The 26,031-nt window shown below is 57.2% G+C and carries 19 protein-coding genes and 9 pseudogenes; 3 read left to right on the top strand and 25 right to left on the bottom strand.

Going from position 1 to position 26,031, the window contains the following annotated elements; all coding sequences use genetic code 11:
- The 4 genes and pseudogenes from CES87_RS25965 to minC all read right to left on the bottom strand — a co-directional run.
- Positions 1-104, bottom strand: a pseudogene (locus tag CES87_RS25965) (RNA pseudouridine synthase); the annotation flags it as partial.
- A 152-nt stretch (positions 105-256) separates the two neighbouring features.
- Positions 257-466, bottom strand: a complete 210-nt coding sequence (locus CES87_RS25960) for a hypothetical protein (protein WP_371858266.1) — start codon at positions 464-466, stop codon at positions 257-259.
- An 80-nt stretch (positions 467-546) separates the two neighbouring features.
- Positions 547-1,358, bottom strand: a pseudogene (gene minD, locus CES87_RS25955) (septum site-determining protein MinD).
- 198 nt (positions 1,359-1,556) lie between these two features.
- Positions 1,557-2,292, bottom strand: a pseudogene (gene minC, locus CES87_RS25950) (septum site-determining protein MinC).
- Between the two features lie 119 nt (positions 2,293-2,411).
- Here minC and CES87_RS25945 point away from each other — a divergent pair.
- Positions 2,412-3,344, top strand: a complete 933-nt coding sequence (locus tag CES87_RS25945; RefSeq protein ID WP_128608354.1) for a lipid A biosynthesis lauroyl acyltransferase — start codon at positions 2,412-2,414, stop codon at positions 3,342-3,344.
- 162 nt (positions 3,345-3,506) lie between these two features.
- Complete coding sequence (locus CES87_RS25940; RefSeq protein ID WP_128608353.1) at positions 3,507-4,661, top strand: patatin-like phospholipase family protein; 1,155 nt, start codon at positions 3,507-3,509, stop codon at positions 4,659-4,661.
- Positions 4,662-4,771: 110 nt separating this feature from the next.
- On the opposite strand, the pseudogene CES87_RS25935 reads toward CES87_RS25940, so the two are convergent.
- The 8 genes and pseudogenes from CES87_RS25935 to puuE all read right to left on the bottom strand — a co-directional run bounded on the left by CES87_RS25935 (position 4,772) and on the right by puuE (position 12,903).
- Positions 4,772-5,556 (bottom strand): annotated as a pseudogene (locus tag CES87_RS25935) (outer membrane protein OmpK).
- Between the two features lie 370 nt (positions 5,557-5,926).
- Positions 5,927-6,711, bottom strand: a pseudogene (locus tag CES87_RS25930) (outer membrane protein OmpK).
- A 166-nt stretch (positions 6,712-6,877) separates the two neighbouring features.
- Positions 6,878-8,230: a nucleobase:cation symporter-2 family protein gene (locus CES87_RS25925; protein WP_128608351.1), complete on the bottom strand. Its 1,353-nt coding sequence runs from the start codon at positions 8,228-8,230 to the stop codon at positions 6,878-6,880.
- Positions 8,231-8,392: 162 nt separating this feature from the next.
- Positions 8,393-9,693: pseudogene (locus CES87_RS25920) on the bottom strand (urate hydroxylase PuuD).
- 19 nt (positions 9,694-9,712) lie between these two features.
- A complete protein-coding gene (locus CES87_RS25915; RefSeq protein ID WP_128608350.1) occupies positions 9,713-10,246 on the bottom strand; it encodes an ureidoglycolate lyase in 534 nt (177 codons plus the stop codon).
- A gap of 136 nt (positions 10,247-10,382) precedes the next feature.
- Positions 10,383-11,378: an allantoicase gene (gene alc / locus CES87_RS25910; protein ID WP_128608349.1), complete on the bottom strand. Its 996-nt coding sequence runs from the start codon at positions 11,376-11,378 to the stop codon at positions 10,383-10,385.
- A gap of 88 nt (positions 11,379-11,466) precedes the next feature.
- Complete coding sequence (gene uraD, locus CES87_RS25905) at positions 11,467-11,982, bottom strand: 2-oxo-4-hydroxy-4-carboxy-5-ureidoimidazoline decarboxylase (protein WP_128608348.1); 516 nt, start codon at positions 11,980-11,982, stop codon at positions 11,467-11,469.
- A pseudogene (gene puuE, locus CES87_RS25900) lies at positions 11,979-12,903 on the bottom strand (allantoinase PuuE). The gene uraD and the pseudogene puuE overlap by 4 nt, the downstream one beginning before the upstream one ends.
- A 443-nt stretch (positions 12,904-13,346) precedes the next feature.
- Here puuE and uraH point away from each other — a divergent pair.
- Positions 13,347-13,700, top strand: a complete 354-nt coding sequence (gene uraH, locus CES87_RS25895) for a hydroxyisourate hydrolase (RefSeq protein ID WP_128608347.1) — start codon at positions 13,347-13,349, stop codon at positions 13,698-13,700.
- Between the two features lie 233 nt (positions 13,701-13,933).
- Here uraH and CES87_RS25890 read toward each other — a convergent pair whose 3' ends face one another.
- The 13 genes and pseudogenes from CES87_RS25890 to CES87_RS25825 all read right to left on the bottom strand — a co-directional run bounded on the left by CES87_RS25890 (position 13,934) and on the right by CES87_RS25825 (position 25,889).
- Positions 13,934-14,317: a hypothetical protein gene (locus CES87_RS25890; protein ID WP_128608346.1), complete on the bottom strand. Its 384-nt coding sequence runs from the start codon at positions 14,315-14,317 to the stop codon at positions 13,934-13,936.
- A gap of 173 nt (positions 14,318-14,490) precedes the next feature.
- On the bottom strand, positions 14,491-15,186 hold the full coding sequence (locus CES87_RS25885) for a hypothetical protein (protein ID WP_128608345.1): 696 nt from the start codon (positions 15,184-15,186) through the stop codon (positions 14,491-14,493).
- A gap of 292 nt (positions 15,187-15,478) precedes the next feature.
- Positions 15,479-16,384, bottom strand: a complete 906-nt coding sequence (locus tag CES87_RS25880; RefSeq protein ID WP_128608344.1) for a hypothetical protein — start codon at positions 16,382-16,384, stop codon at positions 15,479-15,481.
- Between the two features lie 30 nt (positions 16,385-16,414).
- Entirely contained in the window at positions 16,415-17,086 is a 672-nt protein-coding gene (locus tag CES87_RS25875) for a hypothetical protein (protein WP_128608343.1), read from the bottom strand.
- 63 nt (positions 17,087-17,149) lie between these two features.
- Positions 17,150-18,526 carry a hypothetical protein gene (locus CES87_RS25870; RefSeq protein ID WP_128608342.1) on the bottom strand — a complete coding sequence of 459 codons (1,377 nt, stop codon included), beginning with the start codon at positions 18,524-18,526 and terminating at the stop codon, positions 17,150-17,152.
- Complete coding sequence (locus CES87_RS25865) at positions 18,523-20,406, bottom strand: hypothetical protein (RefSeq protein ID WP_128608341.1); 1,884 nt, start codon at positions 20,404-20,406, stop codon at positions 18,523-18,525. The genes CES87_RS25870 and CES87_RS25865 overlap by 4 nt, the downstream gene beginning before the upstream one ends.
- Positions 20,407-20,622: 216 nt before the next feature.
- Positions 20,623-21,252 (bottom strand): LysE family translocator, encoded by a 630-nt coding sequence (locus tag CES87_RS25860; RefSeq protein WP_128608340.1) that lies wholly within the window; start codon positions 21,250-21,252, stop codon positions 20,623-20,625.
- A gap of 69 nt (positions 21,253-21,321) precedes the next feature.
- Positions 21,322-22,670 (bottom strand): annotated as a pseudogene (locus CES87_RS25855) (NCS2 family permease).
- A 445-nt stretch (positions 22,671-23,115) separates the two neighbouring features.
- Entirely contained in the window at positions 23,116-23,487 is a 372-nt protein-coding gene (locus tag CES87_RS25845; protein WP_128608338.1) for a glutathione S-transferase N-terminal domain-containing protein, read from the bottom strand.
- Between the two features lie 104 nt (positions 23,488-23,591).
- Positions 23,592-24,137 carry a GTP cyclohydrolase I FolE gene (folE, locus tag CES87_RS25840; RefSeq protein WP_003204506.1) on the bottom strand — a complete coding sequence of 182 codons (546 nt, stop codon included), beginning with the start codon at positions 24,135-24,137 and terminating at the stop codon, positions 23,592-23,594.
- Between the two features lie 77 nt (positions 24,138-24,214).
- Entirely contained in the window at positions 24,215-24,772 is a 558-nt protein-coding gene (locus CES87_RS25835; protein WP_128608337.1) for a Smr/MutS family protein, read from the bottom strand.
- A 76-nt stretch (positions 24,773-24,848) separates the two neighbouring features.
- The gene (locus CES87_RS25830; RefSeq protein WP_128608336.1) at positions 24,849-25,169 is read right to left on the bottom strand and encodes a hypothetical protein; all 321 of its coding nucleotides are present in this window, start codon (positions 25,167-25,169) and stop codon (positions 24,849-24,851) included.
- A 131-nt stretch (positions 25,170-25,300) separates the two neighbouring features.
- Positions 25,301-25,889 (bottom strand): annotated as a pseudogene (locus CES87_RS25825) (cysteine hydrolase family protein).
- Positions 25,890-26,031: the final 142 nt, after the last annotated feature.

The following is a 26,031-nucleotide window of genomic DNA, read 5'->3' as shown; positions in this document are numbered from 1 at the left end:
TGTTGTCGTCGGCCCGGCCAGGGACGGAGAGCAACAGGGTCGGTTTTGTTCACCACCAGCACGGCGGCGTCCTGATGGATGATATGGACGTTGGACAACGGCATTAAAACAGCCTCGTAACAAATGCCAACGGCGACTCGATCACTGACGCCCTACCTGTAGGAGCTGGCTTGCCAGCGATGGCATCAACGCGTTGTAACAGATACAACGCGCCGCCTGCATCGCCAGCAAGCCGGCTCCTACAGAAAAAGGGCGCTCAAGTGATCGAGCCGCCGTGGCTCCAGCCGGATCGACTCAGCGATCTGGCAGGGTGATATTGAGTTCCAGATCGAGCAGCTGCCCTGGCTTTCCAGTGCGACATGCACGTCATCGGACCGATATTGACGTACTTGCGAATCACCTCGACCATTCCTTTTGCAAGGCCGGCAGGTAGTCGGGTGCTGCGTTGGCCGCGTTCGTGCGCCACGATGATCTGTAGACGCTCTTTCGCTACCGACGCGGTGCTTGCTTTTTGTTGGCACGAAAGAAGTCAAAAAGGTTCATTGCTTAGTTGCCTCCAAACAGGCGCTCGAAGAATCCCTTCTTCTGTACGTCGAGGAAACGATGTTCCACGGTTTTGCCCAGCAGGCGGTCAACAGTATCGCTGTAGGCCTGGCCGGCATCGCTCTGGTCGTCGAGGATCACCGGAACGCCCTGGTTGGATGCCTTTAGCACCGCCTGGGATTCCGGGATCACGCCGAGCAGGGCCACCGAGAGGATTTCCTTGACGTCTTCTACGCCGAGCATTTCGCCTTTGCTCACACGCTCCGGGTGATAACGGGTAATCAGCAGGTGTTCCTTGATCGGGTCTTCGCCACGTTCGGCGCGACGGGACTTGCTGGCCAACAGGCCGAGCATGCGGTCGGAGTCACGGACCGAGGACACTTCCGGGTTGGTCACGACGATCGCTTCGTCAGCGAAGTACATGGCCAGGTGGGCGCCTTTCTCGATGCCCGCCGGGGAGTCGCAGACCACGAACTCGAAGTCTTCCTTGAGTTGCATCAGGACTTTTTCCACGCCTTCGACGGTCAGCGCGTCTTTGTCGCGGGTCTGGCTGGCGGCCAGCACGTAGAGGTTTTCCAGGCGCTTGTCTTTGATCAGGGCCTGTTGCAGGTTGGCTTCGCCGTTGACGACGTTGACGAAGTCGTAAACCACGCGGCGCTCGCAACCCATGATCAGGTCGAGGTTACGCAAACCGACGTCGAAGTCGACGATAACTGTTCTGTGGCCGCGCAGAGCGAGGCCGGTACCGATAGCGGCGCTGGTGGTGGTCTTACCCACACCACCTTGCCGGATGTAACCACGAGAATCTTGGCCAAGGTGTTTCACCCCTAAGGAAAAAGGACTTTTAGCCCCTGAAAACATCTCTGAAAAACTACTGCAGTCGAACAGCCTTGGCTGGAATTCGGTTTGGGCAGCGCTTACCTTTGGCAAACACTACTTTTGGCCTGTTTCCTACTTCGTTTGAGCTGTTTTCGCTACGTTTTAGAGATGTTTGGAAAATGCGGCAGTATCCGTTAAAGCCGAATGATGTTCAACACATCGCCCGACAGGCTTACCTGTACGCTCGAACCCCATAAAGGGTCGCGACGCAGATCTTCGGATACCTTGTAATGACCTGCGATGGAGACTAGTTCAGCGCTCATTTGCTGACAGAAAATCCTGGCTTTTTTGTCGCCTTTGACCCCGGCCAACACCCGACCACGCATGGGCCGTATACATGGATGTTGCCATCGGCGAGAAGTTCCGCCCCCGGGCTGACCGAGGAAATCACCACCAGATCGCAGCCTTGGGCATAAATCTGCTGGCCACCGCGTACTGGCGAAGTGATGATTTTCGTTGGCTTGATCGTTGGTTCCGGTGGTTTTTCCGGTTTTTTCGCAACTGCGCCTTCGTTCAGGTCCAGCGGACGCTCACGGGCACCGGACGGCGGCAGCACCGGCAGGTCGACCGCGATGGCGGCGGCGATGTCTTCGATGCGGCTGGCGCGGATCGCCAGCGTGCGCAGGCCGTGCTGGCGGCAGATGCGCATCAGGCCCGGCAGATCAACCGCGCCTTCGTTGGCCGGAAGTTTGTCCAGGGCCAGTACCAGCGGCGCATTGCTGAAAAAGCCAGGCGCCTGGGCGACTTTGGCGGCCAATTGCCGATCAAGGCCTTCGAGGTCGTTACGGGCCAGTTCCAGCACCGTAATGGCGAGCATGCTGCCTTCAGCTGGAACACGGGATCTTGGTCTAGCGGTTCGGTTTGGCTCATGGTCGGCATACAACGACTTGTCACTAAAAGTGCCCAGACTTATAACGAGAACGCCCGCGGGCCGCAAGCCGGGTCGAACGATGTAGAATGCGCGGCCATATGTCTTTGCGGAAGCTTTAATGGATCGCCCGCGTTTTCGAACAACCTTTCTGTCTCCACGTTTCTGGCCGCTGTGGTTGGGCCTTGGGCTGTTGTGGCTGATTGTCCAGTTGCCATACCGGGCATTGCTGTGGATTGGTCGTGCACTCGGCGCCTTGATGTATCGGGTGGCCGGCGACCGACGGCGCATTGCCAAGCGCAATCTGGAGCTGTGTTTCCCTGAAAAGTCCGCTGCCGAGCGCAAACGTCTGCTCAAGGAAAACTTCGCCTCTACCGGTATCGCTTTTTTCGAAATGGCGATGAGCTGGTGGTGGTCGCGTGAACGTCTGGCAAAACTGGCCCACATCGAAGGGCTGGAGCATTTGCAGCAGGCCCATCGCGAAGGCAAGGGTGTGATTCTGATGGCCGTGCATTTCACCACCCTGGAAATCGGCGCCGCACTGCTTGGCCAGCGACACACCATCGACGGCATGTACCGCGAACACAAGAACCCGTTGTTCGACTATGTGCAGCGTCGCGGTCGCGAGCGGCACAATCTGGATTCGCTGGCGGTGGAGCGTGAAGATGTACGTGGCATGCTCAAACTGCTGCGCTCAGGCCGGGCGATCTGGTATGCACCAGACCAGGATTACGGCGCCAAGCAAAGCATTTTCGTGCCATTGTTCGGCATTCAGGCCGCGACCGTCACCGCCACCAGCAAGTTTGCGCGGCTGGGCAAGGCGCTGGTGGTGCCGTTCACCCAGGAGCGCTTGGCGGACGGCAGGGGATATCGTCTGGTGATCCACGCACCGCTCGAAGGTTTCCCCGGCGAAACCGAAGAAGCCGACTGCCTGCGCATCAATCAGTGGATCGAAGGGGTGTTGCGCGATTGTCCGCAGCAATACCTCTGGGCCCATCGCCGCTTCAAGAGCCGTCCACCCGGTGAGCCCAAGCTGTACGCCAAACGCGGTTGAACAATCGAACCCTGTAGGAGCGAGCATGCTCGCGATGGACCAAGAACGCCGCGGGGTGTCAGGCTGCCAGCGTTATCGTTGACGACCATCGTCGGAACGCCGCCCGGAGCCGAGCTCGCTCCTACAAGGGAAGATTCCATCAAAGAGCATGGAGCGTTGTGCATGAGTCCTGCTGAACCGGTTACAGGGTTGATTCTATCCGGCGGCGGGGCTCGGGCGGCCTATCAGGTCGGTGTGCTGGCGGCGATTGCCGAACTTTTGCCCTTGGGCGCGGACAACCCGTTTCCAGTGATCGTCGGCACCTCCGCCGGCGCGATCAATGCGGTCAGTCTGGCAAGCGGGGCCATGGATTTTCGCCTGGCCATCGAGCGCTTGACGGCCTTCTGGCAAAGCTTTCGCAGTCACCGGGTGCTGCGCAGTGACTGGCCGGGAGTGATCCACCAGGCCAGTCGCTTTGTCAGTCACAGCTTGCTGGGTCTTGGCGCCCAGGTACCGGTGGCGTTGCTCAACAGTTCGCCACTGCGCCGCTTGCTCAACGAAAAATTGCACATGAATGGCATCGCCGAAGCCATCGCACAGAAACAATTGCATGCGGTGGCGGTAACGGCGTTCGGTTACGAGTCCGGACAAGCGGTCACGTTCTATCAGGGCGGCGGGACAATCGATGCCTGGTTGCGTCACCGCCGGATTGGCATTCCAACCCAAATTTCCGTTGAACATCTGCTCGCCAGTTCTGCCATTCCACTGCTGTTCGCCCCGGTGAAAATCGGCGAAGAGTATTTCGGCGATGGCGCGGTGCGCCAATCGGCGCCGATCAGCCCGGCGCTGCATTTGGGCGCCAGTCGTGTACTGGTGGTGGGCGTCAGCGGCAACCCGCGCGGCATCGATCCGGAGCAACCGCTGCAACGTGCCTATACCGGGCAGCAACCGACACTGGCGCAGATCGGCGGGCACATGCTCAACAGTACGTTCATTGACAGTCTGGAAAGTGATATCGAGTTGTTGCAGCGTTTGAATCAGTTCAGTCACTTCATGCCAAAGGGTGCGCCGACCCGTGCGCTGGGTGTGGCGCCTGTGGAGGTGCTGGTGATTTCGCCGAGTCAGCCGATCGATGAGATTGCTGCACGCCATCGCCAGGAATTGCCGGCGGCACTGCGTCTGTTTTTGCGCGGGCCGGGGGCGACGAAGACCAGCGGGGCGGGGGTGTTGAGTTATTTGTTGTTCGAAGCTGGGTATTGCAGCGAGTTGATTGATTTGGGGCGGCGGGATGCGTTGGCCAAGAAGGACGAGTTGTGTCGGTTTCTTGGATTGGTGTAGGAGCGAGCATGCTCGCGATGGACGTTAACGATAACGCGTGTTTCCTGATTCAACGCGTTGCCCCAGGTCCATCGCGAGCAAGCTCGCTCCTACAGGCGAAGGTTTTCAGATCAGAAGTGAACCTTGACCAGTAAGCTGGTCGCGCTCTGATCGGTCTTGAAGCCCTGGCTGTCTTCGATACCGTATTTGTTTTTCCAGTAGTCGTATTCGACACCGACGTACAACTGCTTCTCGCCCAGGTTCAGCGCCTTGCCCAGGTCGTACTTGATCTGCGGATTAAAGTGCAGGTTGGCGTGGTATTCGCCTTTTTTGTTTACGTCGTTGTCGACTACCCAATCCATGAAACCGTCGATGAGGATGCTCGAATCGCCCACCGGGATGGTGTAGGACCAGACCGGCGTGACCTGCCAGATGTTGTCACCCGGGCGGCTGCCTTCGGTGTGACGGTTGTAGAAGTTCAACTGGAAGTAGTCGAAGCCCGGGATGGCCAGGTCGAAGCCTGGACCGATCAGGTACGACTCGGTGTCGTTCTCGCCGAACTCATAGGTCATGGCCAGCAGGACGTCCTTGATCGGGCCGAACTCGAGCTTCTGGTCGAAGATCTTGCCGAATGACAGGCGCGGGCTGAATTCGCCGTAGTAAGTATTTTCACCCGCGAAAGCATCTGGCTTGCCGTTGTAGAAGATCTTGTCGATGAAGAAGAAGTTGTCGCCGTATTTCCAGCCATCGGCGTGTTCGAAGGTCACCGTCTGCTGAATTCGTGGGTTGACCTGGAAGTCCTTGCCATACAGGTAAGTCAAGCTGTTGTTCTGCCATTGCAGCAAGTCGCCGGCCATGGCCTGGCCCCCGCCAGCATTGATCCAGCCAGCATCAGGCTAGTGCACGTGCGTTTCATTCGGTTGCTCCAAAAAAGTAGTGGTTTCACGTTTTTTTAAGGTCGACGCTCTGGTGTGGCGCCTTTTTCTGTAGCTGTAAAAATCATCCAATCGGTCAGCTTTAGTGCTGTTAGCAAGAGCTGCGCCAAGGCTTTCTGAAAACAAATAACTCCCGCTCGGCGGCTCTTGAGCAGTCGATTGAGAGGGGGGTGGGAATGCCTTGGTACCGTCCAGAGCCGGGATAAGTTGGCTTTCTGGTCAGGATTTAAATCCGGGCTTTTTTTTAAAGCGGATTCAGGCGGCCGCGGAGAATACTGACTCCTCGGCCAGGTCTCAAGTGCCCCGCAACAGCGCACCGACGACAGGTTTGGCGCACGGTTGCGGGTCATCTTAGAAATGCACCTTCACCAGCAGGCTGGTGGTGCTTTCATGGGTGTCGAGATTGGCGTTATTTTCGATGCCGTACTTGTCTTTCCAGTAGCTGTACTCGGCGCCGACATACACCTGTTTCTCCCGCCAGCCCAGGGCCTTGCCCAGGTCGTATTTGATCTGCGGGTTGAAGTGCAGGTTGGCGTGATAGGTGCCATGGGAGTTCTGGTCGTTATCCACGACCCAGTCGATGTAGCCGTCGATCAACAGGTTCGAGTTGCCCAATGGCAGGGTGTAGGACCAGGCCGGCGTGATCTGCCAGACATCATCGCCGGGACGCGAGCCTTCGGTCTGGCGATAGTAGAAGTTCAAGGTGAAAAAGTTGAAGCCCGGTACCGCGAGGTCGAAACCGGGGCCAATCAGATAGGCCTCGCTGTCGTCTTCGCCATTCTCGTAGGTCATGGCCAGCAACACGTCCTTGATCGGGCCGAATTCGAAACGGCGGTCGAGGATTTTGCCGAAGGAGAGGCGCGGGCTGAATTCGCCGTAATAGGCGTGAACGCCTTTCTCCGGTCTTTCTCGCCGTTGTAGTAGGTGCTGTCGACGAACAGGAAGTTGTCGCCGTACTTCCAGCGGTCGGCGTGTTCGAAGGTTATCGTCTGCTGGATCGACGGGTTGATCGCGAAATCCTTGCCGTACAGATAGCTCAAGCTGTTGGTTTGCCACAGCAGCAAATCGCCGGCCATGGCTTGAGTCGCGGCCAAAAGACCCCCTCCCAACAACAGGTTTGTCTGTGTCCGAATCATCTGTTACTCCCTCTTGTTTTATTTTTGCAAGGCGCAGGCAACCCCCGACCCTGTAGGAGCGAGCTCGCGATGGACTTGAGAGCGCCGCGTTTATCCAACCAACAGCGCCTTATCGTTAGCGACCATCGCGAGCAGGCTCGCTCCTACAGGGTTTTGTGTTTGCCTGTTAGTGGGCGTGGCAGTCGTTGGCGGCGGCGCGTTCGCTACCGCCAAGGATGTTGAACAGCAGGTTCAACGACAGGGCGCTAAGGGTGGCCATGGCGATGCCGCTGTGGGTGATCGGGCTCATCCACACGGGCAGGTGGGCGAAAAACTCCGGACGCACCACCGGGATCAGGCCCATGCCGATGCTCACCGCCACCAGCAACTGGTTGCGACGGTCACCGATGTCGGCTTCCTGAAGAATCTTGATTCCGGTGGCGGCGACCATGCCGAACATCGCAATCGCCGCACCACCGAGCACTGCCGGTGGAATCGAGGCCACGAGGAATGCTGCTTTTGGCAACAGACTCAGCACGATCAGCAAACCACCGGCAACGATGGTCACCGAACGGCAGCGCACGCCGGTCATCTGCACCAGGCCGATGTTCTGCGCGAACGAGGAGTGGGTGAAGGTGTTGAAGAAACCGGCGAAGAACGAAGCGCCGGCATCGCACAGCAAGCCACGACGCAGCATGCGCGGGCAGACTTCTTGACCTGTGATCTTGCCCAGCGCCAGGAACATCCCGGTGGACTCGACGAAGATGATCACCACCACCAGGCACATCGAAAGGATTGGAGCGAGTTCGAATTTCGGCATGCCGAAATGCAGCGGGGTGACGAATTGCAGCCACGGCGCCTGCGCCATGCCACTGAGGTCGACCATGCCGATCAGACCGCAAAGCACGTAGCCCAGGCACATGCCGATCAGCACGGAAATATTGACCCAGAAACCGCGCATGAAGCGATGCACCAACAGGATGGTGCCCAACACCAGCGCCGCAATGGTCAAGTAGATCGGGGAACCGAATTGAGCGGCCTGGGCGCCGCCGCCGGCCCAGTTAACGGCAACGGGGAACAGTGACAAGCCGATCGAGGTGATGACCGTGCCGGTCACCAGCGGCGGGAAGAAGCGTACGACTTTGGACATGAACGGCGCGATGAGCATGCCGAAGAACCCGGCGGCGATGGTCGCGCCGAAGATCCCTTGCAGGCCGATGCCAGGCATGCCGGCCATGGCGACCATGCTGCCGACGGCGGCGAAACTGGCGCCCATCATCACTGGCATGCGGATGCCCATGGGGCCGATGCCCAGCGATTGCACGATGGTGGCAATGCCGGCGACCAGCAGGTCGGCGTTGATCAGGAAGGCGATTTCTTCACGACTCAGGCCAGCGGCCTGTCCGATGATCAGCGGCACCGCGATGGCTCCGCCGTACATCAGCAGAACGTGTTGCAGGCCAACCAGGATCAGTTGCAAAAGGGGCAAACGCTGAATGGCGGGTGCGTCGGGGATGCGCGCTTCGGATAGCTCGGACATGCAACACCTCGGATCTTTTTGTTCTTGTGATTTTTGTATCAGGGGGACCGCGTAGCGGCTGTTCGCGAGCAAGCTTCGCTCCTACAGGCATTGGGTCGGTCGCATCATTTGTGAACGACGTAAATCCGTAGGAGCGAGGCTTGCCCGCGAAGCTTTTAACGATTAATTGGTCGGGGCACCCTGAACAATCCAGGCGCCGATCAAGTCACGTTCCTGCTGGGTCATCTGGGTGATGTTGCCCAGTGGCATGATCTGGCTGGTGACGGCTTGAGCCTGGATCCGCGCGGCGTTCTGGCGGATCTGCTCGGGGTGTCAAACATCACCCCGGCCGGAGCCGCGCTGAACAACGGGCTGGTCGGTTTGGCCGAGTGGCAAACCGCGCAGCGTTCCTGAATCACGCTGTGCACCTTGTCGAAGCCCGGACCTGCGTTGGACGCTTGCGCCGGTGCGGCTGCCGGAGTCCCGGCAGGTTTGGCTTCAGCCGGTTTCAGACCACCGCCCACTGCTGTTTCCGGCAGCGGCTGGTATTCGATCTTGGCGGGTGTCTTGGCCACTTCCGGGCTGTTCATCGGCGCAGGGCCGGTGACGTAAGCCAGGCTGATCATGCCCACCGCTGCCACTGGCAGGGTCCAGGCAAACTTGTGGCTGTCATGACGGGTGTTGAAGTAGTGACGCACCAACACCGCCAGCACCGCGATCCCGGCCAGGATCAGCCAGTTGTACTGGCTGCCGTAGGTGCTCGGGAAGTGGTTGCTGATCATGATGAACAGCACCGGCAAGGTGAAGTAGTTGTTGTGACGCGAACGCAGCAGGCCTTTGGCCGGCAGCGCCGGATCGGGCGTGCGGTTCTCGGCGATGGCCGCTACCAGTGCGCGTTGCGCCGGCATGATGATGCGGAACACGTTGCCGACCATGATGGTGCCGATGATCGCACCGACGTGCAGGTACGCACCGCGACCGCTGAAGACTTTGCTGAAGCCATAGGCGGCGCCGATGATCAGTACGAACAGGATAAAGCCGAGCAGTGCAGGGCGTTTGCCCAGGGCCGAGTCGCAGAGGAAGGAGTAGATGAACCAGCCGATGAACAGCGAGCCGATACCGATGGCCACGCCTTCAGGGCCGCTCAGGGTGCTGCCGGGAGCCAGCAGATAGAGCGTCGGGTTGGAGTAGAACACCACGCATAGCAGCGCGATCCCCGACATCCAGGTGAAGTAGGCTTCCCATTTGAACCAGTGCAGGTTGTCCGGCATGGTCGGTGGAGCCAGTTTGTATTTTTCCAGGTGGTAGATACCGCCGCCGTGGATCGCCCACAAATCACCGGCCAGACCGCTTTTCGGGTTGACCCGATTGAGGTTGTTTTCCAGCCAGACGAAATAGAACGACGCGCCGATCCAGGCCACACCGGTAATCATATGAACCCAGCGCACGCTCAGGTTCAGCCATTCCAACAGATGTGCTTCCACAGTCTTTACCTCTCGCCTGTCACTCTGTTGTCGAGTGATCAGACCTTCTCTTATTGGTGGGGGCGAGGATCAAACGCTCATCCTCTTTGAAAAAATGCTCATCGCAGTTATTGCCTGTGCCACTGCGATCAACCACCAGGAAGTCATCCCGCTTTTCGATCGTCAGCACCGGATGGTGCCAAACGCCGCGATGGTAATTAATGCCCTGCCTGCCGTTGGTGACGAAGGCGCGGACCAAGCCTGATACAGGTTCATCGCCAAGTGGCGCGACCACAATCAGAAAGGGGTTGCCGAGCAGCGGAATGAAAGCCTGGCTGCCCAGCGGGTGACGCTCCAGCATGCTGACGGTCAGCGGCATGTCCTGCGCGTCGGCGCGGAAGATGCTGATAATCGCCTTGTCCTCTGGCGTTGCGGTTTCCACCGTCGCCAGTTTGTGGAAGCGCATGGTTGAACCGTTGTTGATCATGAAGTGATCGCTGCCGTCGGTTTCGATGACGTCACCGAAAGGGGCGAAGGCTTCTTTGGTCAGCGGTTCAATCGTCAATGTGCGCATGCTGGTCTTCTTAATCTTTTGAATTTGATCGTTCCCACGCTCTGCGTGGGAACGCCGCCATGGACGCTCCGCGTCCACTGTGACGCAGAGCGTCACGGTATGCATTCCCACGCGGAGCGTGGGAACGATCATCGTGTTATTTAGCGACCTTGCCGAGGAGGCGCAGGCGGCTTACACCACCATCCGGGAACACGTTCAGGCGGATGTGGGTGATTGGGCCCAGGGCCTTGATCTGTTCTGCGAAGGTGTGTTCGGCGTGCATTTCCAGCTTCTGGCTTGGCAGCAGTTCGCGCCAGAACAGCGATTGGGTTTCGATCTGGCTGTCGGTTCCGCCCTTCACGAAAGCGCCCTGGATCGAGCAGCTGTCCGGGTAGTTGCCCTTGAAGTGCAGGGTATCGACGATGATTTTCTCGATCTCGCCCGGATGACCCAGTGCGACGATGACCCAGTCATTGCCCGGGGTACGACGACGTGCGGTTTCCCAACCATCGCCCATGTTGATGCCACGGCCCGGGTTGAGGATGTTGCTCATGCGGCCGAAGTGTTCGTCGGAGCAGGCGAGGGCGCGACCGCCGTTCAGGGCAGCAGCCAGGTCGACCTGTTCGTTGTCGCCCACAGCCGACCAGTCGCGGTGCGGCACGCCGTACACACGCAGACGGGCCACGCCGCCATCCGGGTAGATGTTGAAGCGCAGGTGGCTGAAGGCCTGATCGTTGCTGATCTCGTGGTAGTGGTGGCTGTTGCCTTGCAGCTCGACGGCGGACAGCACTTCAACCCATTGGGTGGTTTCGGTCGGCTCGCCTTCAGCCAGGAAGCAGGCTTCCAGGGAGGCGGACGGCGGGAAGTTGCCGGTGAAGAATGAAGTGTCGATGTCCACGCCTTTGATCGAGCCCGGCACGCCCAGGCGGATCACCGCGCTGTCGTAACCTTCGAAGCGCTTGCGGCGCGATTCCCAGCCATCCATCCACTTGCCGTTGTCATCGAACACGCCCTCCTTCCATACGGCCGGGGTCGGTTGGAACAGACGATTGGCGTCGGCGAACCAGTCATCGGTGACCGAGATGATTTTGGTGCCCAGGCGGGCGTCGGCCAGGTTGACGAACTTCTCGAAAGGTACGGCGTAAGCTTTCATTCTTCTTGTCTGCCTTTAATTAGTTGGCTTGGGATGCTTGCGAGGCCCTGGGTGTTTTTTGCGTTCAAGAACACTCGGGCCAGGTTCGCTATAGGGTCAGTAATCGGAACAGGGCGATCTTGTTGATCTCCACCAGCGCGCACTTGAACTCGGTCTCCACCGAATTGTGAATGCGCGTTTCGAACGCTGCGAGGATCTGATGCCGGTTGCTGCCTTTTACCGCCATGATGAAGGGAAACTTGAACTTGGCTTTATAGGCGTCGTTCAGCTCGGTGAAGCGAGAAAACTCTTCGGCCGTGCATTGGTGAATACCGGCGCCAGCCTGTTCATTGGTGCTGGCTTCGGTCAACTCTCCCTGGACGGCAGCTTTGCCGGCCAGGTCCGGGTGAGCGTTGATCAATGCCAGCTGACTGGCGTGATCGGCGCTCAACAGGATGTCGCTCATGCGCTGGTGCAGGGTTTCAATCTCGTCGATCGAAGCGTCCTGGCCCAGGTCGAAGGCCTTCTCGGCCACCCATGGCGAATGTTCATAGATATCGGCAAAGGCTTTGACGAAGGTGTCGCGGCTCAGGGTCGATGGTTTCAGGGTTTGAAAGGTGCTCATTTGGCAGCCCCTTGGTACGGGTGGGTTTCTTGCCAGTGGCGAGCGATGTCGACGCGACGGCTGAACCACACCTGTTCATGACTTTTAGCGTATTCGATAAAACGCTTGAGCGAGGCCAGACGCGCCGGACGGCCAATCAGGCGGCAATGCAGGCCGATCGATAGCATCTTCGGTGCTTCGGCGCCTTCGGCGTACAGCACGTCGAACGCATCTTTGAGGTATTCGAAGAAATCGTCGCCCTTGTTGAAACCCTGGACTTGGGTGAAGCGCATGTCGTTGGTGTCCAGGGTGTACGGGATCACCAGGTGCGGTTTGCCGGTCGGGTTGTTCGGTTCCCAGTAGGGCAGGTCATCGTCGTAGGTGTCGCTGTCGTAGAGGAAACCACCTTCTTCCATCACCAGGCGACGAGTGTTCGGGCCAGTGCGGCCGGTGTACCAGCCCAGCGGACGCTCGCCAGTGATTTCGGTGAGGATGCGGATCGCTTCGAGCATGTGCTCGCGTTCCTGCGCTTCGTCCATGTACTGGTAATCAATCCAGCGGTAGCCGTGGCTGCAGATCTCATGGCCGGCATCGACCATGGCACGGATAACGTCCGGGTGACGCTGGCGGCCATGGCCACGGCAAAGATGGTCAACGGAATGTCGAATTCCTTGAACAGTTTCAGAATCCGCCAGACGCCAGCACGGCTGCCATACTCGTAAGGGATTCCATGCTCATGTTGCGCGCGCCTTGCAGCGGCTGCGCCGAGACCATTTCCGAGAGGAAGGCTTCGGATTCTTTGTCGCCGTGCAGAATATTGCGCTCGCCACCTTCTTCATAATTGAGCACGAAGGACAGGGCGATGCGAGCATTGCCCGGCCAGTGTGGGTGAGGAGGGTTACTGCCGTAACCGGTCAGGTCGCGTGGGTAGTCAGCGCTCACTGCAGTCTTCCTTCTTATTCGTGGCTTATACAAAGTCAGGGTTGTGTGGCGCGCCTACGGATGAAAAGTCAGGCTGGCGTCACAGCGATGGGCTGATTGTATACAACTTTATATTCACTTTGTAAGCCTGATTTTCTGCATTTTTCGCTAACGGTCGTCTTTGCATGCTATTGGGAAGATTCTGCAAGAAACCTGCCTGGTTGGTCAGCTAATGGCTACAAGGTTCAGCAATCGTGTGCTTCGGCAGTAAATCACCCGAAAATAAAGGGGTGGCGTTAACGGTGGTAAAAATGTCGTTTTTATTGTGTACAATTTTTTGGAAAGTGTCTTAATCAGTCGCTCGCCGCAGCTTTTCGTGCTTCGAAACGGTGCGGTCTCCTTTTCAACTGACTTCGGGAGGCGCGAGGTCTGACTGCTTCCACGCAGGCAGGCGCGCAGAATCAATGGGACGTTTGACTACACATGTTTTGGACGCTGCACACGGTTGCCCGGGCAGCTCGATCAAGGTCGAGCTGTACCGCGTTGAAGGTTCGCAGCTGGAATTGGTCGCCACCGCGACAACCAACAGCGATGGCCGTGTCGATGCACCGCTGCTGCAAGGTGATGACTACCGTACCGGGGTCTATCAGGTTCAGTTTCATGCGGGCGATTACTACCGCGCCCGTGGGGTACCGCTACCGGAACCTGCGTTCCTCGATGTCGTGGTGCTGCGTTTCGGCATTTCGGCAGAGCAGGACCACTACCACGTGCCGTTGCTGATTTCTCCCTACAGCTATTCCACATACCGCGGCAGCTGATCCCCCAAGCAGCTGCCTCACCCTGGAAGCGACTGCGCATATAGCTTCTTTGGTCTTTCGCCCGCTCACACTGCGGGCTTTTTTTCGCTCGACGTTTCAGTTCCTTGGATCATCGGATCGCACGATGAAAACCGAATCCGGGCGATCTGTCGAAATCTGATTCCCGCCCTTTAGCCAGATCAATTTGTTGGCCGCTTGGGCGTTATGAACTGCGCGCATGGCCGCCAGGCCAATCAGCTCCAGCAACCTGTGAGGGGCGAAACCCTGATCGCTGGTCGATGGGATATGAATTTTTTGCCGTGAACGCGATGCAGGGTCATATAGAACACAAAATCGTGCCCTGTGCGCTGGAACACTAGCGCTGGATAAGACTGGGCGATGGTGGGCTCGAATACGGTGTAACCGTGGCGCGTCAACAAGCTGGCCATGAATCGCTTGATGTCGCCGGCATACTGCGTCGTGGTGAAGTATTGCCACTCCTCACGGAATTTGCGTGGATCGAAGGTCAATCGCTGCAAAGGCGCATGATCGGCCAGGACAGGGAGTTCCAGTACGCGGGCAGTCCCTTTGCCTGGAGACATCGGCACTATCGGGAGCATCAGCAGGGGATCAGCCATATCCGGCCTTGGAGTGAGGCCACTGGTCTTCCAGTCATTGAATACTTGCCTCAGGGTCGTCAGCCCGATGCCTGTTGCGTGATCGGAACCATTGGCGAGCCAAAACTGTTGTCTGGCGACATCCAGAACAGAACGTGCTGACAGCTCCGGAAAATAAGTGACGACATAGTCGGTCAGTGTTCCCCTGAAAGGCAGATTCGGATCGATTTTCCAGTGGTGGGTCGGCGGAATCTGAATAGCACCTCGGGCTGTTGCTGAATATCTCGAGTGAGAACGCGCTGCATCAAATCAAAGTCGTAGATCAGATGTTCAGAGTTCTTGATGTAAACAACCGGATGCTCGGGTGCGTCACTGCGCGGCAGTGTCTTGTAGCGAACGCCATCGATGGTGACATCGTCGGGCGAAGCATGTTGAGGGCCGATCCCCCAGTTTTTCCAGGGATCGGTGGATGACTCGGCATCATCGATTGGGCGAGGCCGCTTGGAGGGTCCCGCTTCTTCACGCTCATCATCCGGCAGCCGGTCCCGCGTGACGATCAGTTCCGAATCCTCCGTGCTCACGCTTTCGGGCTGAACCCGACGCCACTTGAGCGTTCCTTCCACCCGTTCAAGTCGTGGACCGGAAGGCACCAACTCTGTCATCTGCCTGGCCCGGAAATGACCTTCCAGGTCTTTGCCCAAAGCAATGGTCGCGCCGTCTGTAAGATCGACATACTGGCGCCCGGAAATAATTGATCGAATGGCGGTTTCCGGATCGGGGGCGGGCAATCTTTCTACCAGTTTCGGCGCCAGATAATAATTGCTTATCGGCTGTTCGGTGATGACGCGGCTGAGCTGTGTCCCGGCCGGGAGGTCGATTATGTCGGTCACCGAAGGCTGGACATCCGGTAGGCGGGTAGTGTCCGGGAATTGATGTCCGTGCGCCTGATCCGGGACGGGGTTCTGTGGGTTGACAGGGCGTCTGGGTAAGTTGTCCAGTGTTGTGTCGCGCCTGACAGGGGTGCTTTCGTTTGAAGAACCTGGGGCTTTGGGTCGAATGGGGTGTTTTGGGCTCATGGTTAAACCTGCAGTTTAAGATCCGCGTGATTTCGAATGAATGTTTATGATTGGATAAATTGCCGGAGGGATCTCGCCGTCGACACCGGCGAGATCAAAGGTAATGTCAGCCTTCGCGGATGATAAAAACCGACTGCCATCCCGAACTGGTTGTCTGGGTTCCGCCAAGCAGCCAGACAACTTTGTTCTGAGCGTAAGCAGTGAGCAGTGCTGTGCGTGCTGGCACGCCGATCCGGGCTGTCAGGTTTGGATCGGAAAGTTCATTGCCCGGTGGGGTGATGTCCCTGATCGCATAGCCATCGACACGACCGAGTTTCAGGAAAAAAACGGTATCGTGGTTTGCGCGGGTGAAAACCAGCGTTGGTCCGCGGTGTTCGATCGTCAAAGGAAACGCTTCGTACCCGTTACGCACCAGCACACTGCCTACCAACCGCTTGAGGTTGTAATTGGAAGGGTCAGCATTAAAGTTGTTCCACTCCGTAGAGAAGTGGTTAGGGGCGAAGTCCAGTCGCCGCAATGCGCCAGCGGCATCGGAAGGGGGCAGCGCCAACCACCCTGTGTTGGTCGTTCTGGTGATGACCGGCAGCATCAACAGCGGGTCGGCCAGTTCCTGTCGAGGGATGCGAGCACTGCTTGCGTCGGCCCAATTGCGAAAAGTCTGCTTCAAGACCATCAGGCCCTGGCTGTTGATTACGTCGGAATGATTGGCCCGGTTAAACAGGGTTCTTGCGACGTCATTTAATGAAGCATCCGAGAAATCCCTGAAGGTTTCGGCCACGTAACCGGTCAAGCTCTTATCGAATGGGAAGCGATTCTCCAACACTTCCCACTGGCCATTCTTTTTGACTGCCCATCTGGGTTGCAATGATGGATCGTCATGCAGCATCTGTTCGAAAGCTTCATAGCGTGAAGGTGAAAATCGAGGGTGTTCCAAAAAGGCAATTCCAGTGCGCTCCGGCGATCCTTGAGGCACGACGCGATAGTGAAGGCCGTTGATCTCCAGGGATTCCACCGAATGGGGCTTTGTCGAACTTCCCCAGCTTCACCATAACGCTGAAGACAGATCCAGGGGAGAAGTGGGGTGCAAGAGAAGTTCTACGAGAAGTGGATGCTTTTCGGCCAGATTGCCGGCGCCTTCATCCAGGCGTGGCCGCTTGCGCGTACTCGGGCCAGGTTGTTCGTCCGTCGAGCTTGCGGGTTGTTGGTCGTCTGCAATGTCGGTGTTTTTCCTGCGCCAGAACGTCGTTCCGGCGATCCTTTCGAGTACCGGGCCTGAAGCGTTCAGCTCATTTGCCGAAGACGCCTGATATTCCCCATCAGCGCTAAGCCGGACAAGGGTGATACCTTCGTTTTCGATTTCTGCATAAGTCGTCTGGCGTTTGCCGTGACGTAATCCGTTGGCAAGGGGCGCGGATAAAGTCGCGACCAGAAGAGACGGGAGAAAGTTGATGTCGGATGTCGCGCCACCTGTGCTGGTTGTGGATTCCCCTGACGGGGAAACGTCGGCCACCGTGACCTGCGGTTCTCTTGGGATGTTGTCCGATTCGCTTTCCGGCCTTCGGCTACCCGATGAGCTGGTGGTGGGCTCGGAAATGCCGGTTTCGGGCAAATTAAGTCGAGGTGTTGTGGCGTCCTCGGCGGAGGCATTTCTAACCGGCTGGTTTGCGTCCGGTGTATTGGGTTTTGCAACTTTCTTCGGCGGCTTCATGCCCATGTTGTTACTCCATTAATTATATCAATTGAGTCTGTGTAATGAATGTTGTGGACGATTAAGGTGTTATTGTTTCGTCGGGTAGAGGTAGACCTGTTCGAATATCAGGTCGACGGCATACATAACACCTGAGGCAGTAATTACAAAAATCTCCTCGACGGGCGTATCATCATTCTTGTACTCGGGAAGATGGACGATCGTGCGTCCTAGCAGCAATTTTTTACCCGATAACCGGATCGTTGCCGGGTCCAGGTACCTTGAATAGAAGTACCACGTCGATGCGTTGGATGTTTTTGTAAATGCACCGGGAGTGGATATTCGAATCAGGGTGTCCGCGTAGAAATGGATATGGTAGGTCGAGCCTTTCCCTTCGAGCAGCGTAATCTTGTTTTGCACGTGCGCAGGAATTTCGACACGCTGCGGGTGCTGGCCAAGCTCTGTGGCTCTGCTGTCCTCAGGGGAGAGCAATAAGTAACTGCCTGCGCGTTTTTCCAGCATGTAATGGCCGTCTAACTTTTTGAAACCCGGTCTGTTTACGTCATCAAAATAACTGAGTGAAGGAGGTTTTAGTCGAAACGACACTCCGTCGCGCATCGTTAAGTTTAACGCCTGATTCAACCTCAGTCCTTTAACCATATATGAAGTGTCGCGAATGTTCGTATAGGAGTCGGATGAGGTTGTTACAAGGTTTTCAAGTATTATCGTTTTGTTTTTGAAGAACAACTGCAAGCTGAAGTCACTGTAAGCCAGGTAGTCATTGCTGTTTCGAGTGTTGACTTGAACTGTGTAGGTGGCTTGCGTGTGAGTCAGTTCCTCGCTGTCGCAATCGATATGAATGGTTTTCAGATTGTTTTGGTCATTTTCAATAAATTTCAAGAGGGTTTGGTTAATGTCTCGATCAATGAAGAAGTGCGAAGATCTGCCGGAAGTCATTTCATGTTCAGGGCTGGTGATGATCATGGGGGCTGGCCTTTTTCCTTTCACCAGAATCAGGATTTCAATACTGTGATTGTTTGCACCGTTCAATTCATCGGGAAAGTCAGGGGCGAGTTGAAAACCGTCCAGGGTCAAAAAACGCATTTTCTGTTCCTGAAACAAGTGTTTGTTGCCCACTGATTTATAAACGTCCTTGATGATTAGTTTCCTCTCTGGCCACTCTCCATCTTTTCCGCACAGAGACGAGACCACCAGTGAGGTGTCTTCAACGGACCATTTCTGAATGCTTTCAAACGGCCAGTCCATGATGATCAGGCTTTCTTCTCCTGCCTCCTCCTTGATAGTGACGGTGCCGCTTTTGTGGGCAATGTAGTACTGGTCCTTGCCTGTACCACCCGCAGCGGTTGCATAACCTCCCAGCAGATAAATCGTGTCATCACCAGCGCCTGCGTGGATTCGGTCCTGGCCTCTGGAAACGATTCGGTTCGCTTTGGCTGACCCTTTCACGATGTTTCTTGCACCGGAAAGTGTCTCGACGTTTTCAATACTTTCCAGAGTTGTGAGGGGGCAGGGGGTGTCGAATCAATATTGCTCAGCAGGCATATCCGGCCGCTTTCCAGATCAATCTCAAAGCCGATGTGTGTAGAAACATCCTGGCTTTGCAACTGGCCTTGAAACACCAGCGTGTCGTCGCCGTCGCCCCCCAGAAGATGGGCGTCTGTCTTGACAGGCGCGGGCGCCTTGAGCGTCTGCACCGCCCCCGCAAATAGGAAGTGATCATCCTTTTTACCACCCGTCAGATGCTTGGAGCCTGTGCCGTAGCTGAAATGATTGGGCTTGTTCTCGACGCCGATGACGGTGTCTTTCCCGCCTCCCAACAGCCAAAGCGTTGCTTTCGATTCACCGCGTGTTCCCTTCACCACCCCGGGAAGATTCGAAGGAATTCCATTGCGGGCGTCGATGGTGTCGTTTCCATCCTCAACCAGTGGCGCCTTGATTTCCTTTGAAGGCGTTGACTCGCGTCCTTGTGCATCCCACTCGAACCAGAACACTTGAGCGGCCTTCAGTGAAACATCCACCTTGCCGTTCACAATGGCCTCAATGCTGTCTTTCATTTGTCCGTCGAGCCACTTTCGAGCTCTGCTGGTGAGCATTTTCGAGTGCTGGTCCAGGGTCAGGGCGATGCTGTAGCGGTCCTGAATACGCTGCGGTGCACTTTGGTTCACAAACGCAAGAAACCCGGTGACGAGACGTTCATCGACGCTCAATTCAATGTAATCGTCGATGTCGTCTACCTGGCGAATGGCACTGTAAATCTGTGATCCGGTGATCAAAATGGCCGCCGCTGCGATGCCCAATGGGCCGGCGTGGGCGAAGCCGGCCAGGGCCGCGGTACCGAGAATGAGGGTCAATGCGGCGCTGGTCAGGTTCATGCCGGCAGCGACGTAGTGATCCAGGGCTTGTTTGCCGGTGGTCTGGGAGGCGTCGTTCAACGCTTTGATCGCGAAGTAGATGTCGAAGGGGAGGGTCAGCGCGCCTGCGATCAACCCTGCTGCTCGCGACAGATACAGGCCAAATCGGGTCTTGGCAAAACCCTGGTAGATACGTGCGCTGGTTTCAATAAGCTCTTGAGCGGTTTTCACCAGGCCTCGTTCGATGATCAGCGAACCAAGTTCCGTCACCACCGCGCCCGCACTGATCGCCGCTTCGGTGCGATTACCGGTTTTGATGGCATCGCAAATACCCATCAAGCCGCTGTAGATGCCGAATGCCTGAAGTCCGACGCCCATGCTGTTAACGACTTTGCTTTTTTGTTTGTTGACCCAGCCAGGGACATTTTCGGGTAGGCGGGTATCGCGAATATCCAGTTTCTGCGCAGCTTGCAGGAGCCTGTCGATCTTCTGTGTATGGCTGGTTTGCGCCTCGTTAAACAGTGGCGGAGCATCTACTGAACGATGAGTGGCAATCTCGAACAACAAGCTCGGTATCGTGTAGTCGCCAACGGTGCCACTTGCCCACATACGACTTTCGACATCCGCGGGGTTCAGTCGCAAGCCGTCGATAAATGCCTGCGTTGTGCGGCGAAAGTTGGTGTTACCAATATCCAGCGGCTCGCCGTGAACCGTGGCATTCATGAGATGAAGCTCAAGGCGGCTGACCGTAAATTGGCCAAGGGTGATCGGTCCGTAGTGCTGATCCAGGGCTCGCAGCACCCGTTCCCGTTTATTGGCGCTTCGGGGAGGCTGGTCCTTGGGGGCTGTCGTGCGTTTGCTGCGGATAAAATCGGCAATCTCCTGATCGGCTGCGGGCAAAGTAGGCGGATCAATATCCGAGACTTTTATCGAGTCGTAGTCTGTTGCATCAGCAGACGTGAAGAGTTGCGACATACGCGCTTCCTTGTAAGGGCTGTTTTGAAAAACGTTGGCCCAAACTTTATGCAAGCGTGACGGTCAGACTGCGATAACTATGTATGGCGTATGTTTCTGCCGATGACGATGCATTCAGCGTTATATCGGGGGGGGAGGTGCGCAAGCCCATCCACGGCTTCAATCTGCCGGGATGGGCGAGAAGGTCGATACCTTAAAGGCTGATCAAGCGAGCCTTCAGTGCCCGCTCAACAGCGAGGCAGCGCCAGCGCCACCGAACAAACCGGCACTGATCCGGTTGAACCAGCTCTGGCCTTTGCCCGAGCGCAAATACCTGGCTGCGCCGTGGGCGCCGAGTCCGTAGGCGATCTTGCACAGCAGATCCAGCACCGTCCAGGTTGCAATCATCACCAGTAGCTGCGGCAGAAACGCTTGTTCGGCGCTCAAAAATTGCGGCAGGAAAGCGGCGAAAAACAGAATGTCTTTAGGGTTGCTCGCGCCCAGCACGAACGCCCGCCCGAACAGTGCGCGAAAGCGCGGCACCGGTGCAGCCTGAGGCACTTCGGCGCCGTGGGAAGGCTGACGCGATTGTTGCCAGCTCTGCCAGGCGAGGTAGAACAAGTACAACGCACCGACTATTTTCAGCGCGCTGAACAGCTGTTCCGACGCCAGCAACAACGCGCCTAATCCCAATGCGGAAGCACTCAACAGGCAGATCGAAGCAAACACGCCCCCCAGAAACGCCGGGTAAGAACGGCGCAACCCGTAATTCAGACTGTTGCTGATCATCAGCAAAGACAGTGGTCCCGGGATCAGGATAACAATCAGCGCAGCGCCGCTGAACAGCAGCCAGGTTTCCAGACTCATCACTTTCCTCCATTTACACAAAAGCCTCACCCGACGGGGTGAGGCTGTTTTCGAGCGTGTGCCGCGTGTTTACAAGAAGATGAACTTGGCGATGAAGATCGCGCAGAGCACCCACAGGCTGACAGAAATTTCCTTGTATTTGCCGGTGCCGGCCTTCAGCGCCACATAGGTGATGAAACCCAGCGCGATACCGTCGGCGACCGAGAAAGTCAGCGGCATCATGATCGCGGTCACGATCGCCGGAATACTGTCGGTCGCTTCGTCCCATTCAATGTGGGCCATGCCGCCCATCATCAGCATTGCCACATAAATCAACGCACCGGCGGTGGCGTAGGCGGGATCATGCCGGCCAGCGGAGCGAAGAACATGGCAGCAATAAATAGCACACCTACGGTCACGGCGGTAAGACCAGTCCGACCACCAGCCGCTACGCCAGCGGCACTTTCCACGTAGCTTGTTACTGGAGGGACACCGACCACCGCACCGAATACGCTGGACGCACTGTCGGCCTTCATGGCGCGGGAGAGGTTTTCGATACGTCCGTCAGCGCCCACCAGGTTGGCGCGCTGGGCCACACCCATCAAGGTGCCGGCGGTGTCGAACATGTGTACGAAGAGGAAGGCCAGCACCACGCTGATCATGCTGACGTTGAACACGCCGGCAAGGTTCATGGCCATCCAGGTCGGGGCCAGGCTCGGCGGGGCCGACATGATCCCTTCGTAATGCACCAGGCCCAGACCCCAACCGGCCAGCGTTACGGTGATGATGCTGATGAGGATCGCACCGAACACCTTGTGGTAACTGAGTATGGCAATCATCAGGAAGCAGATGGCGGCCAACAGCGGTCCAGGCTCGCGCAGGGAACCCAGTTTGATCAGAGTTGCCGGGCTATCGACGACTATGCCGGCGGTTTTCAAGCCGATCAGGCCCAGGAACAGACCGACGCCGGCGCCCATGGCGAAGCGCAGACTGACCGGAATGCTGTTGAGCAGCCATTCGCGGATCCTGGAAAAGGTCAGGATCATGAACAACACGCCGGACACGAACACCGCACCCAGGGCCGTTTCCCAGTTGTAGCCCATGGTTCCAACCACGGTATAAGTGAAGAACGCGTTCAGGCCCATGCCCGGCGCCAGGCCGACCGGCCAGTTGGCGTACAGGCCCATCAACAGGCAACCGAGTGCCGCGGCGATGCAGGTGGCGACGAACGCCGCACCATGGTCAATCCCGGCGTCAGCCATGATGTTGGGGTTGACGAAAATGATGTAAGCCATAGTGATGAAGGTAGTCAGACCGGCAATCAACTCGGTCTTCACCGTGGTGCCATGCAAGCTGAGTTTAAAGATGCGCTCCAGCAAGCCATTGCGTAAAGGCGGCGAGAGATCCAGCGTCGATGCTTCGGATTTGCGGCTTTCCACAGCGAGTACTCCTCAAGAGTTTTATTTTTATTTCCAGGGCCGGATCCGTGAGGGTGGCAGCGGCCCTTTGAGGTGCTTGCGATTTGTTGACCGTATGGTCAGAAACTCGCACGAAGTGGATTATGCTTTTGTATACAAATAAAGCAAATAATGTTTTTGGTATTGTCGACGAAAAGTTTGGCAATAGGGATATATCGCCTGATCTGGCCCCTTCGCGGGCAAGCCTCGCTCCTACAATGGATCGCGTAGCGTCAGGCTGCGGCGGCGAAAACGGCGTAAGCGCAGAAACGAATAAACCGGCCATGGGCCGGTTTATTATTTTTTTCGGGATTTGTGTTGTTTGATCTGACGCCTTCGCGGGCAGCCTCGCTCCTACAGGGGAATGCGCGCCCCTGTAGGAGCGAGGCTTGCCCGCGAAGAGGCCATCAATCACACCACAAAACCATCAGACCGCAGCGAAACGCTTATCCAGATAATCAATGATCACCTTGGACTCATACATCCAGGTGGTCTTTCCATCCTCTTCGATGCGCAGGCACGGCACCTTGATCTTGCCGCCTTGCTCCAGCAGGGTCTGGCGATCCTGCTCGTTGTTCTTCGCATCGCGCAACGCCACCGGCACATTCAGGCGACGCAGGGTGCGGCGGGTTTTCACGCAGAACGGGCAAGCGTGGAATTGATACAGGGTCAGGTCCTTGGCGGCGGTTTCGACCTGGGCCTGAGCGGCGGCGGGGCGCTGCTTCTTGCCGGGGCGAGTGAGGAAGTCGATGAAGATGATCAGTTGGCCGAGGCCGACACGAAGCGCTTTGACGAACACGTTGATAAGCCTCACGGGGCGAATGAAGAAAGTCGCGCAGCTTACCTGATTTTTCACAGGCGAAAAAAAACCGGCGATGAATGCCGGTTTTCTTGTGCTGCGAATTACTTGATCAGGCTGAGGAATTCGCTGCGGGTCGCCGCGTTTTCACGGAACTCTCCGAGCATTACCGAGGTGATCATCGACGAATTCTGCTTTTCCACACCGCGCATCATCATGCACATGTGCTTGGCCTCGATCACCACAGCAACGCCCAGAGCGCCGGTGACCTGCTGGACCGCATCGGCGATCTGGCGGCTGAGGTTTTCCTGGATCTGCAGGCGGCGGGCGTACATATCAACGATCCGCGCGACTTTCGACAAACCCAGCACTTTGCCGCTCGGAATGTAGGCGACGTGGGCCTTGCCGATGAACGGCAGCAGGTGGTGTTCGCACAACGAGTACAGCTCGATGTCCTTGACCAGCACCATTTCGCTGTTGTCGGAGCTGAACAAGGCACCGTTGGTGACTTCTTCCAGCGTCTGCTCATAGCCGCGGCAGAGGTACTGCATGGCCTTGGCGGCACGTTTTGGCGTGTCGAGCAGGCCTTCGCGGGACACGTCCTCGCCCAATTGGCCGAGGATCGCGGTGTAATTCTGTTCCAGGGACATGAAACTACCTGTGGGATTTTACGCAAAGGGCAAGGGTACGGTGGCGGACACGACGCTGCAAGCGTGAAGCGACAGCTTTACTCGTCGCGGCCTTCCATCATGGTTCGTTTGAGCATCACATAAACCGCTCCGGCACCGCCGTGTTTCGCCTGACACGAAGTGAAGCCAAGTACCTGCGAATGCTGGCGCAACCAAGTGTTGACGTGGCTTTTGATCATCGGTCGCTTACCGTCCAGGCGCACGGCTTTGCCGTGGGTGACGCGCACGCAGCGGATTTCGAATTTGGTGGCTTCGGCCAGAAAAGCCCAGAGTGTTTCCCTGGCCTTTTCCACGCTCATGCCATGCAGGTCGAGGCTGCCTTCGAACGGAATCTGGCCGATCTTGAGCTTGCGCATCTGGCTTTCCTGCACGCCGTCACGTGCCCACATCAGCTCGTCTTCAGGTCCGACGTCGATGACGAACTGATCGGACAGCCCGTCAACGGTGGTGGCATCGGTGCGCACGGTGGCGGCCTGTCGCAGTTTGGCGATCTGCGCGCGATCAGCTTTGGGTTTGCCGGTTTCGGCGCGATCGTGCTTGATCGGCTTGACGCCATGGATCGCGCTTTTGAACAGGGTAAAATCGTCTTCTTGCATGTCAGCCTCCGCGAAGGGCGGCCAGTTTACCCAACTCGAAGCGAATGAGGGCGCGACAAAATGCGCAGCATTCGGCTCAGTCGTGTTTTTTCATCAAATGCGGGGACATGGCCAGCTCCCGTGACTGTCGCGAGCGCCGCCGGCAGCGACGCCACAACCACACGCCGAGGTACAGCACGAACAGGCCAATTGCCAGAATCACCGCCGCACCGGCGCGGTTGGTGTTCAACTCGCCCAAGGCAGGTGCATGACCAAGCAGGCTGGCGACACCGGCCATGGTGAGCAACACACCACACGTTGCCAGCAACGCAGCGAACGCTGCGCCGATTCGAAAACGCCAGTTGCGTTGGCCTTTGGGCCGCAAGCGGCGAGCGTCAAAACCATCGGATAACTTCATTCCGACCTTCCTCAATGGGTATCGGCCCTTCGACCGGGAGTTGACCGGGATGTTCCTGAGGCTAAGACAATTACGGCTAACGAGAGGCTTTAGCGGATGAGCGGCGATATTGACCGCTCATTAATCGCTGATCAGACCAGGTCGTTAGTCTGGGCGACGGCGGCAAAGTTGTCCGCCATGATCGCCATTTCGGTCTGCTGCACATGCTCGGCGCTCAGGACGCCGCCTTTGTATGGCAGATCGCGGGTGGCACAGGCGTCTTCCACGAGGGTGCAACGGAAACCCAGGTTTTCGCCGCCCGTACCGTGGTGCTGACACTGGAATGGCTCATGAAACCGCAAACCACCAGATCCACCGACCCCAACTCTTCCAGGCGCTTTTTCAGATCCGTGCCATGGAATGCACTCGGCAGGATTTTTTCAATCCTGATTTCACCCGCAAGCGGCTCCAGCCCCGGGATGAACTGCCCGCGTTCGCCGCGTGGGTCGAACAGCCCACCGACAGTACCGAGATGGCTGACATGCACGATTGGCCGGCCGGCCGCACGGGCAGCCGTCACCAATTTCTTGATGTTCGCGACAGCAGCATCCATGCCGCTCAGGGCCAGGGGCCGCTGAGGTATTCTTTCTGGGCATCGATGATGATCAGGGTCGCATGACTCAGTTTGGCTGCTGCATAACCGCGGCCGCTGAGTTGAAACATCGTTTGTGGAACGGACATTCTGGGGCTCCTTGGAGTGGGGCTTTGCGACATTGTCCTCTGGCTGAGCGCTTCTGTGAATCGCTACTATCGTAGCACCGTCTTTTTTGGCGTGTAGCTTTGTCAAGTGGTCCGTTTTGTTCAATACCGGGATGAAAATAGA

The organism is Pseudomonas sp. ERMR1:02 (assembly GCF_002277815.1).
Taxonomy (GTDB): Bacteria; Pseudomonadota; Gammaproteobacteria; order Pseudomonadales; family Pseudomonadaceae; genus Aquipseudomonas.
This window is presented reverse-complemented; position numbering and strand designations above follow the sequence as displayed.

What these genes read in the sequence shown, in the direction of transcription:
- CES87_RS25940 (WP_128608353.1), top strand. Translation starts at nt 3,507, where the DNA reads ATGAGTCCTGCTGAACCGGTTACAGGGTTGATTCTATCCGGCGGCGGG.
- CES87_RS25890 (WP_128608346.1), bottom strand. Translation starts at nt 14,317, where the DNA reads ATGGCTGATCCCCTGCTGATGCTCCCGATAGTGCCGATGTCTCCAGGC.
- CES87_RS25830 (WP_128608336.1), bottom strand. Translation starts at nt 25,169, where the DNA reads ATGAAGTTATCCGATGGTTTTGACGCTCGCCGCTTGCGGCCCAAAGGC.
- folE (WP_003204506.1), bottom strand. Translation starts at nt 24,137, where the DNA reads ATGTCCCTGGAACAGAATTACACCGCGATCCTCGGCCAATTGGGCGAG.
- CES87_RS25925 (WP_128608351.1), bottom strand. Translation starts at nt 8,230, where the DNA reads ATGTCCGAGCTATCCGAAGCGCGCATCCCCGACGCACCCGCCATTCAG.
- alc (WP_128608349.1), bottom strand. Translation starts at nt 11,378, where the DNA reads ATGAAAGCTTACGCCGTACCTTTCGAGAAGTTCGTCAACCTGGCCGAC.
- CES87_RS25945 (WP_128608354.1), top strand. Translation starts at nt 2,412, where the DNA reads ATGGATCGCCCGCGTTTTCGAACAACCTTTCTGTCTCCACGTTTCTGG.
- CES87_RS25865 (WP_128608341.1), bottom strand. Translation starts at nt 20,406, where the DNA reads ATGTCGCAACTCTTCACGTCTGCTGATGCAACAGACTACGACTCGATA.
- CES87_RS25915 (WP_128608350.1), bottom strand. Translation starts at nt 10,246, where the DNA reads ATGCGCACATTGACGATTGAACCGCTGACCAAAGAAGCCTTCGCCCCT.
- CES87_RS25875 (WP_128608343.1), bottom strand. Translation starts at nt 17,086, where the DNA reads ATGGGCATGAAGCCGCCGAAGAAAGTTGCAAAACCCAATACACCGGAC.
- uraH (WP_128608347.1), top strand. Translation starts at nt 13,347, where the DNA reads ATGGGACGTTTGACTACACATGTTTTGGACGCTGCACACGGTTGCCCG.
- CES87_RS25860 (WP_128608340.1), bottom strand. Translation starts at nt 21,252, where the DNA reads ATGAGTCTGGAAACCTGGCTGCTGTTCAGCGGCGCTGCGCTGATTGTT.
- uraD (WP_128608348.1), bottom strand. Translation starts at nt 11,982, where the DNA reads ATGAGCACCTTTCAAACCCTGAAACCATCGACCCTGAGCCGCGACACC.
- CES87_RS25835 (WP_128608337.1), bottom strand. Translation starts at nt 24,772, where the DNA reads ATGCAAGAAGACGATTTTACCCTGTTCAAAAGCGCGATCCATGGCGTC.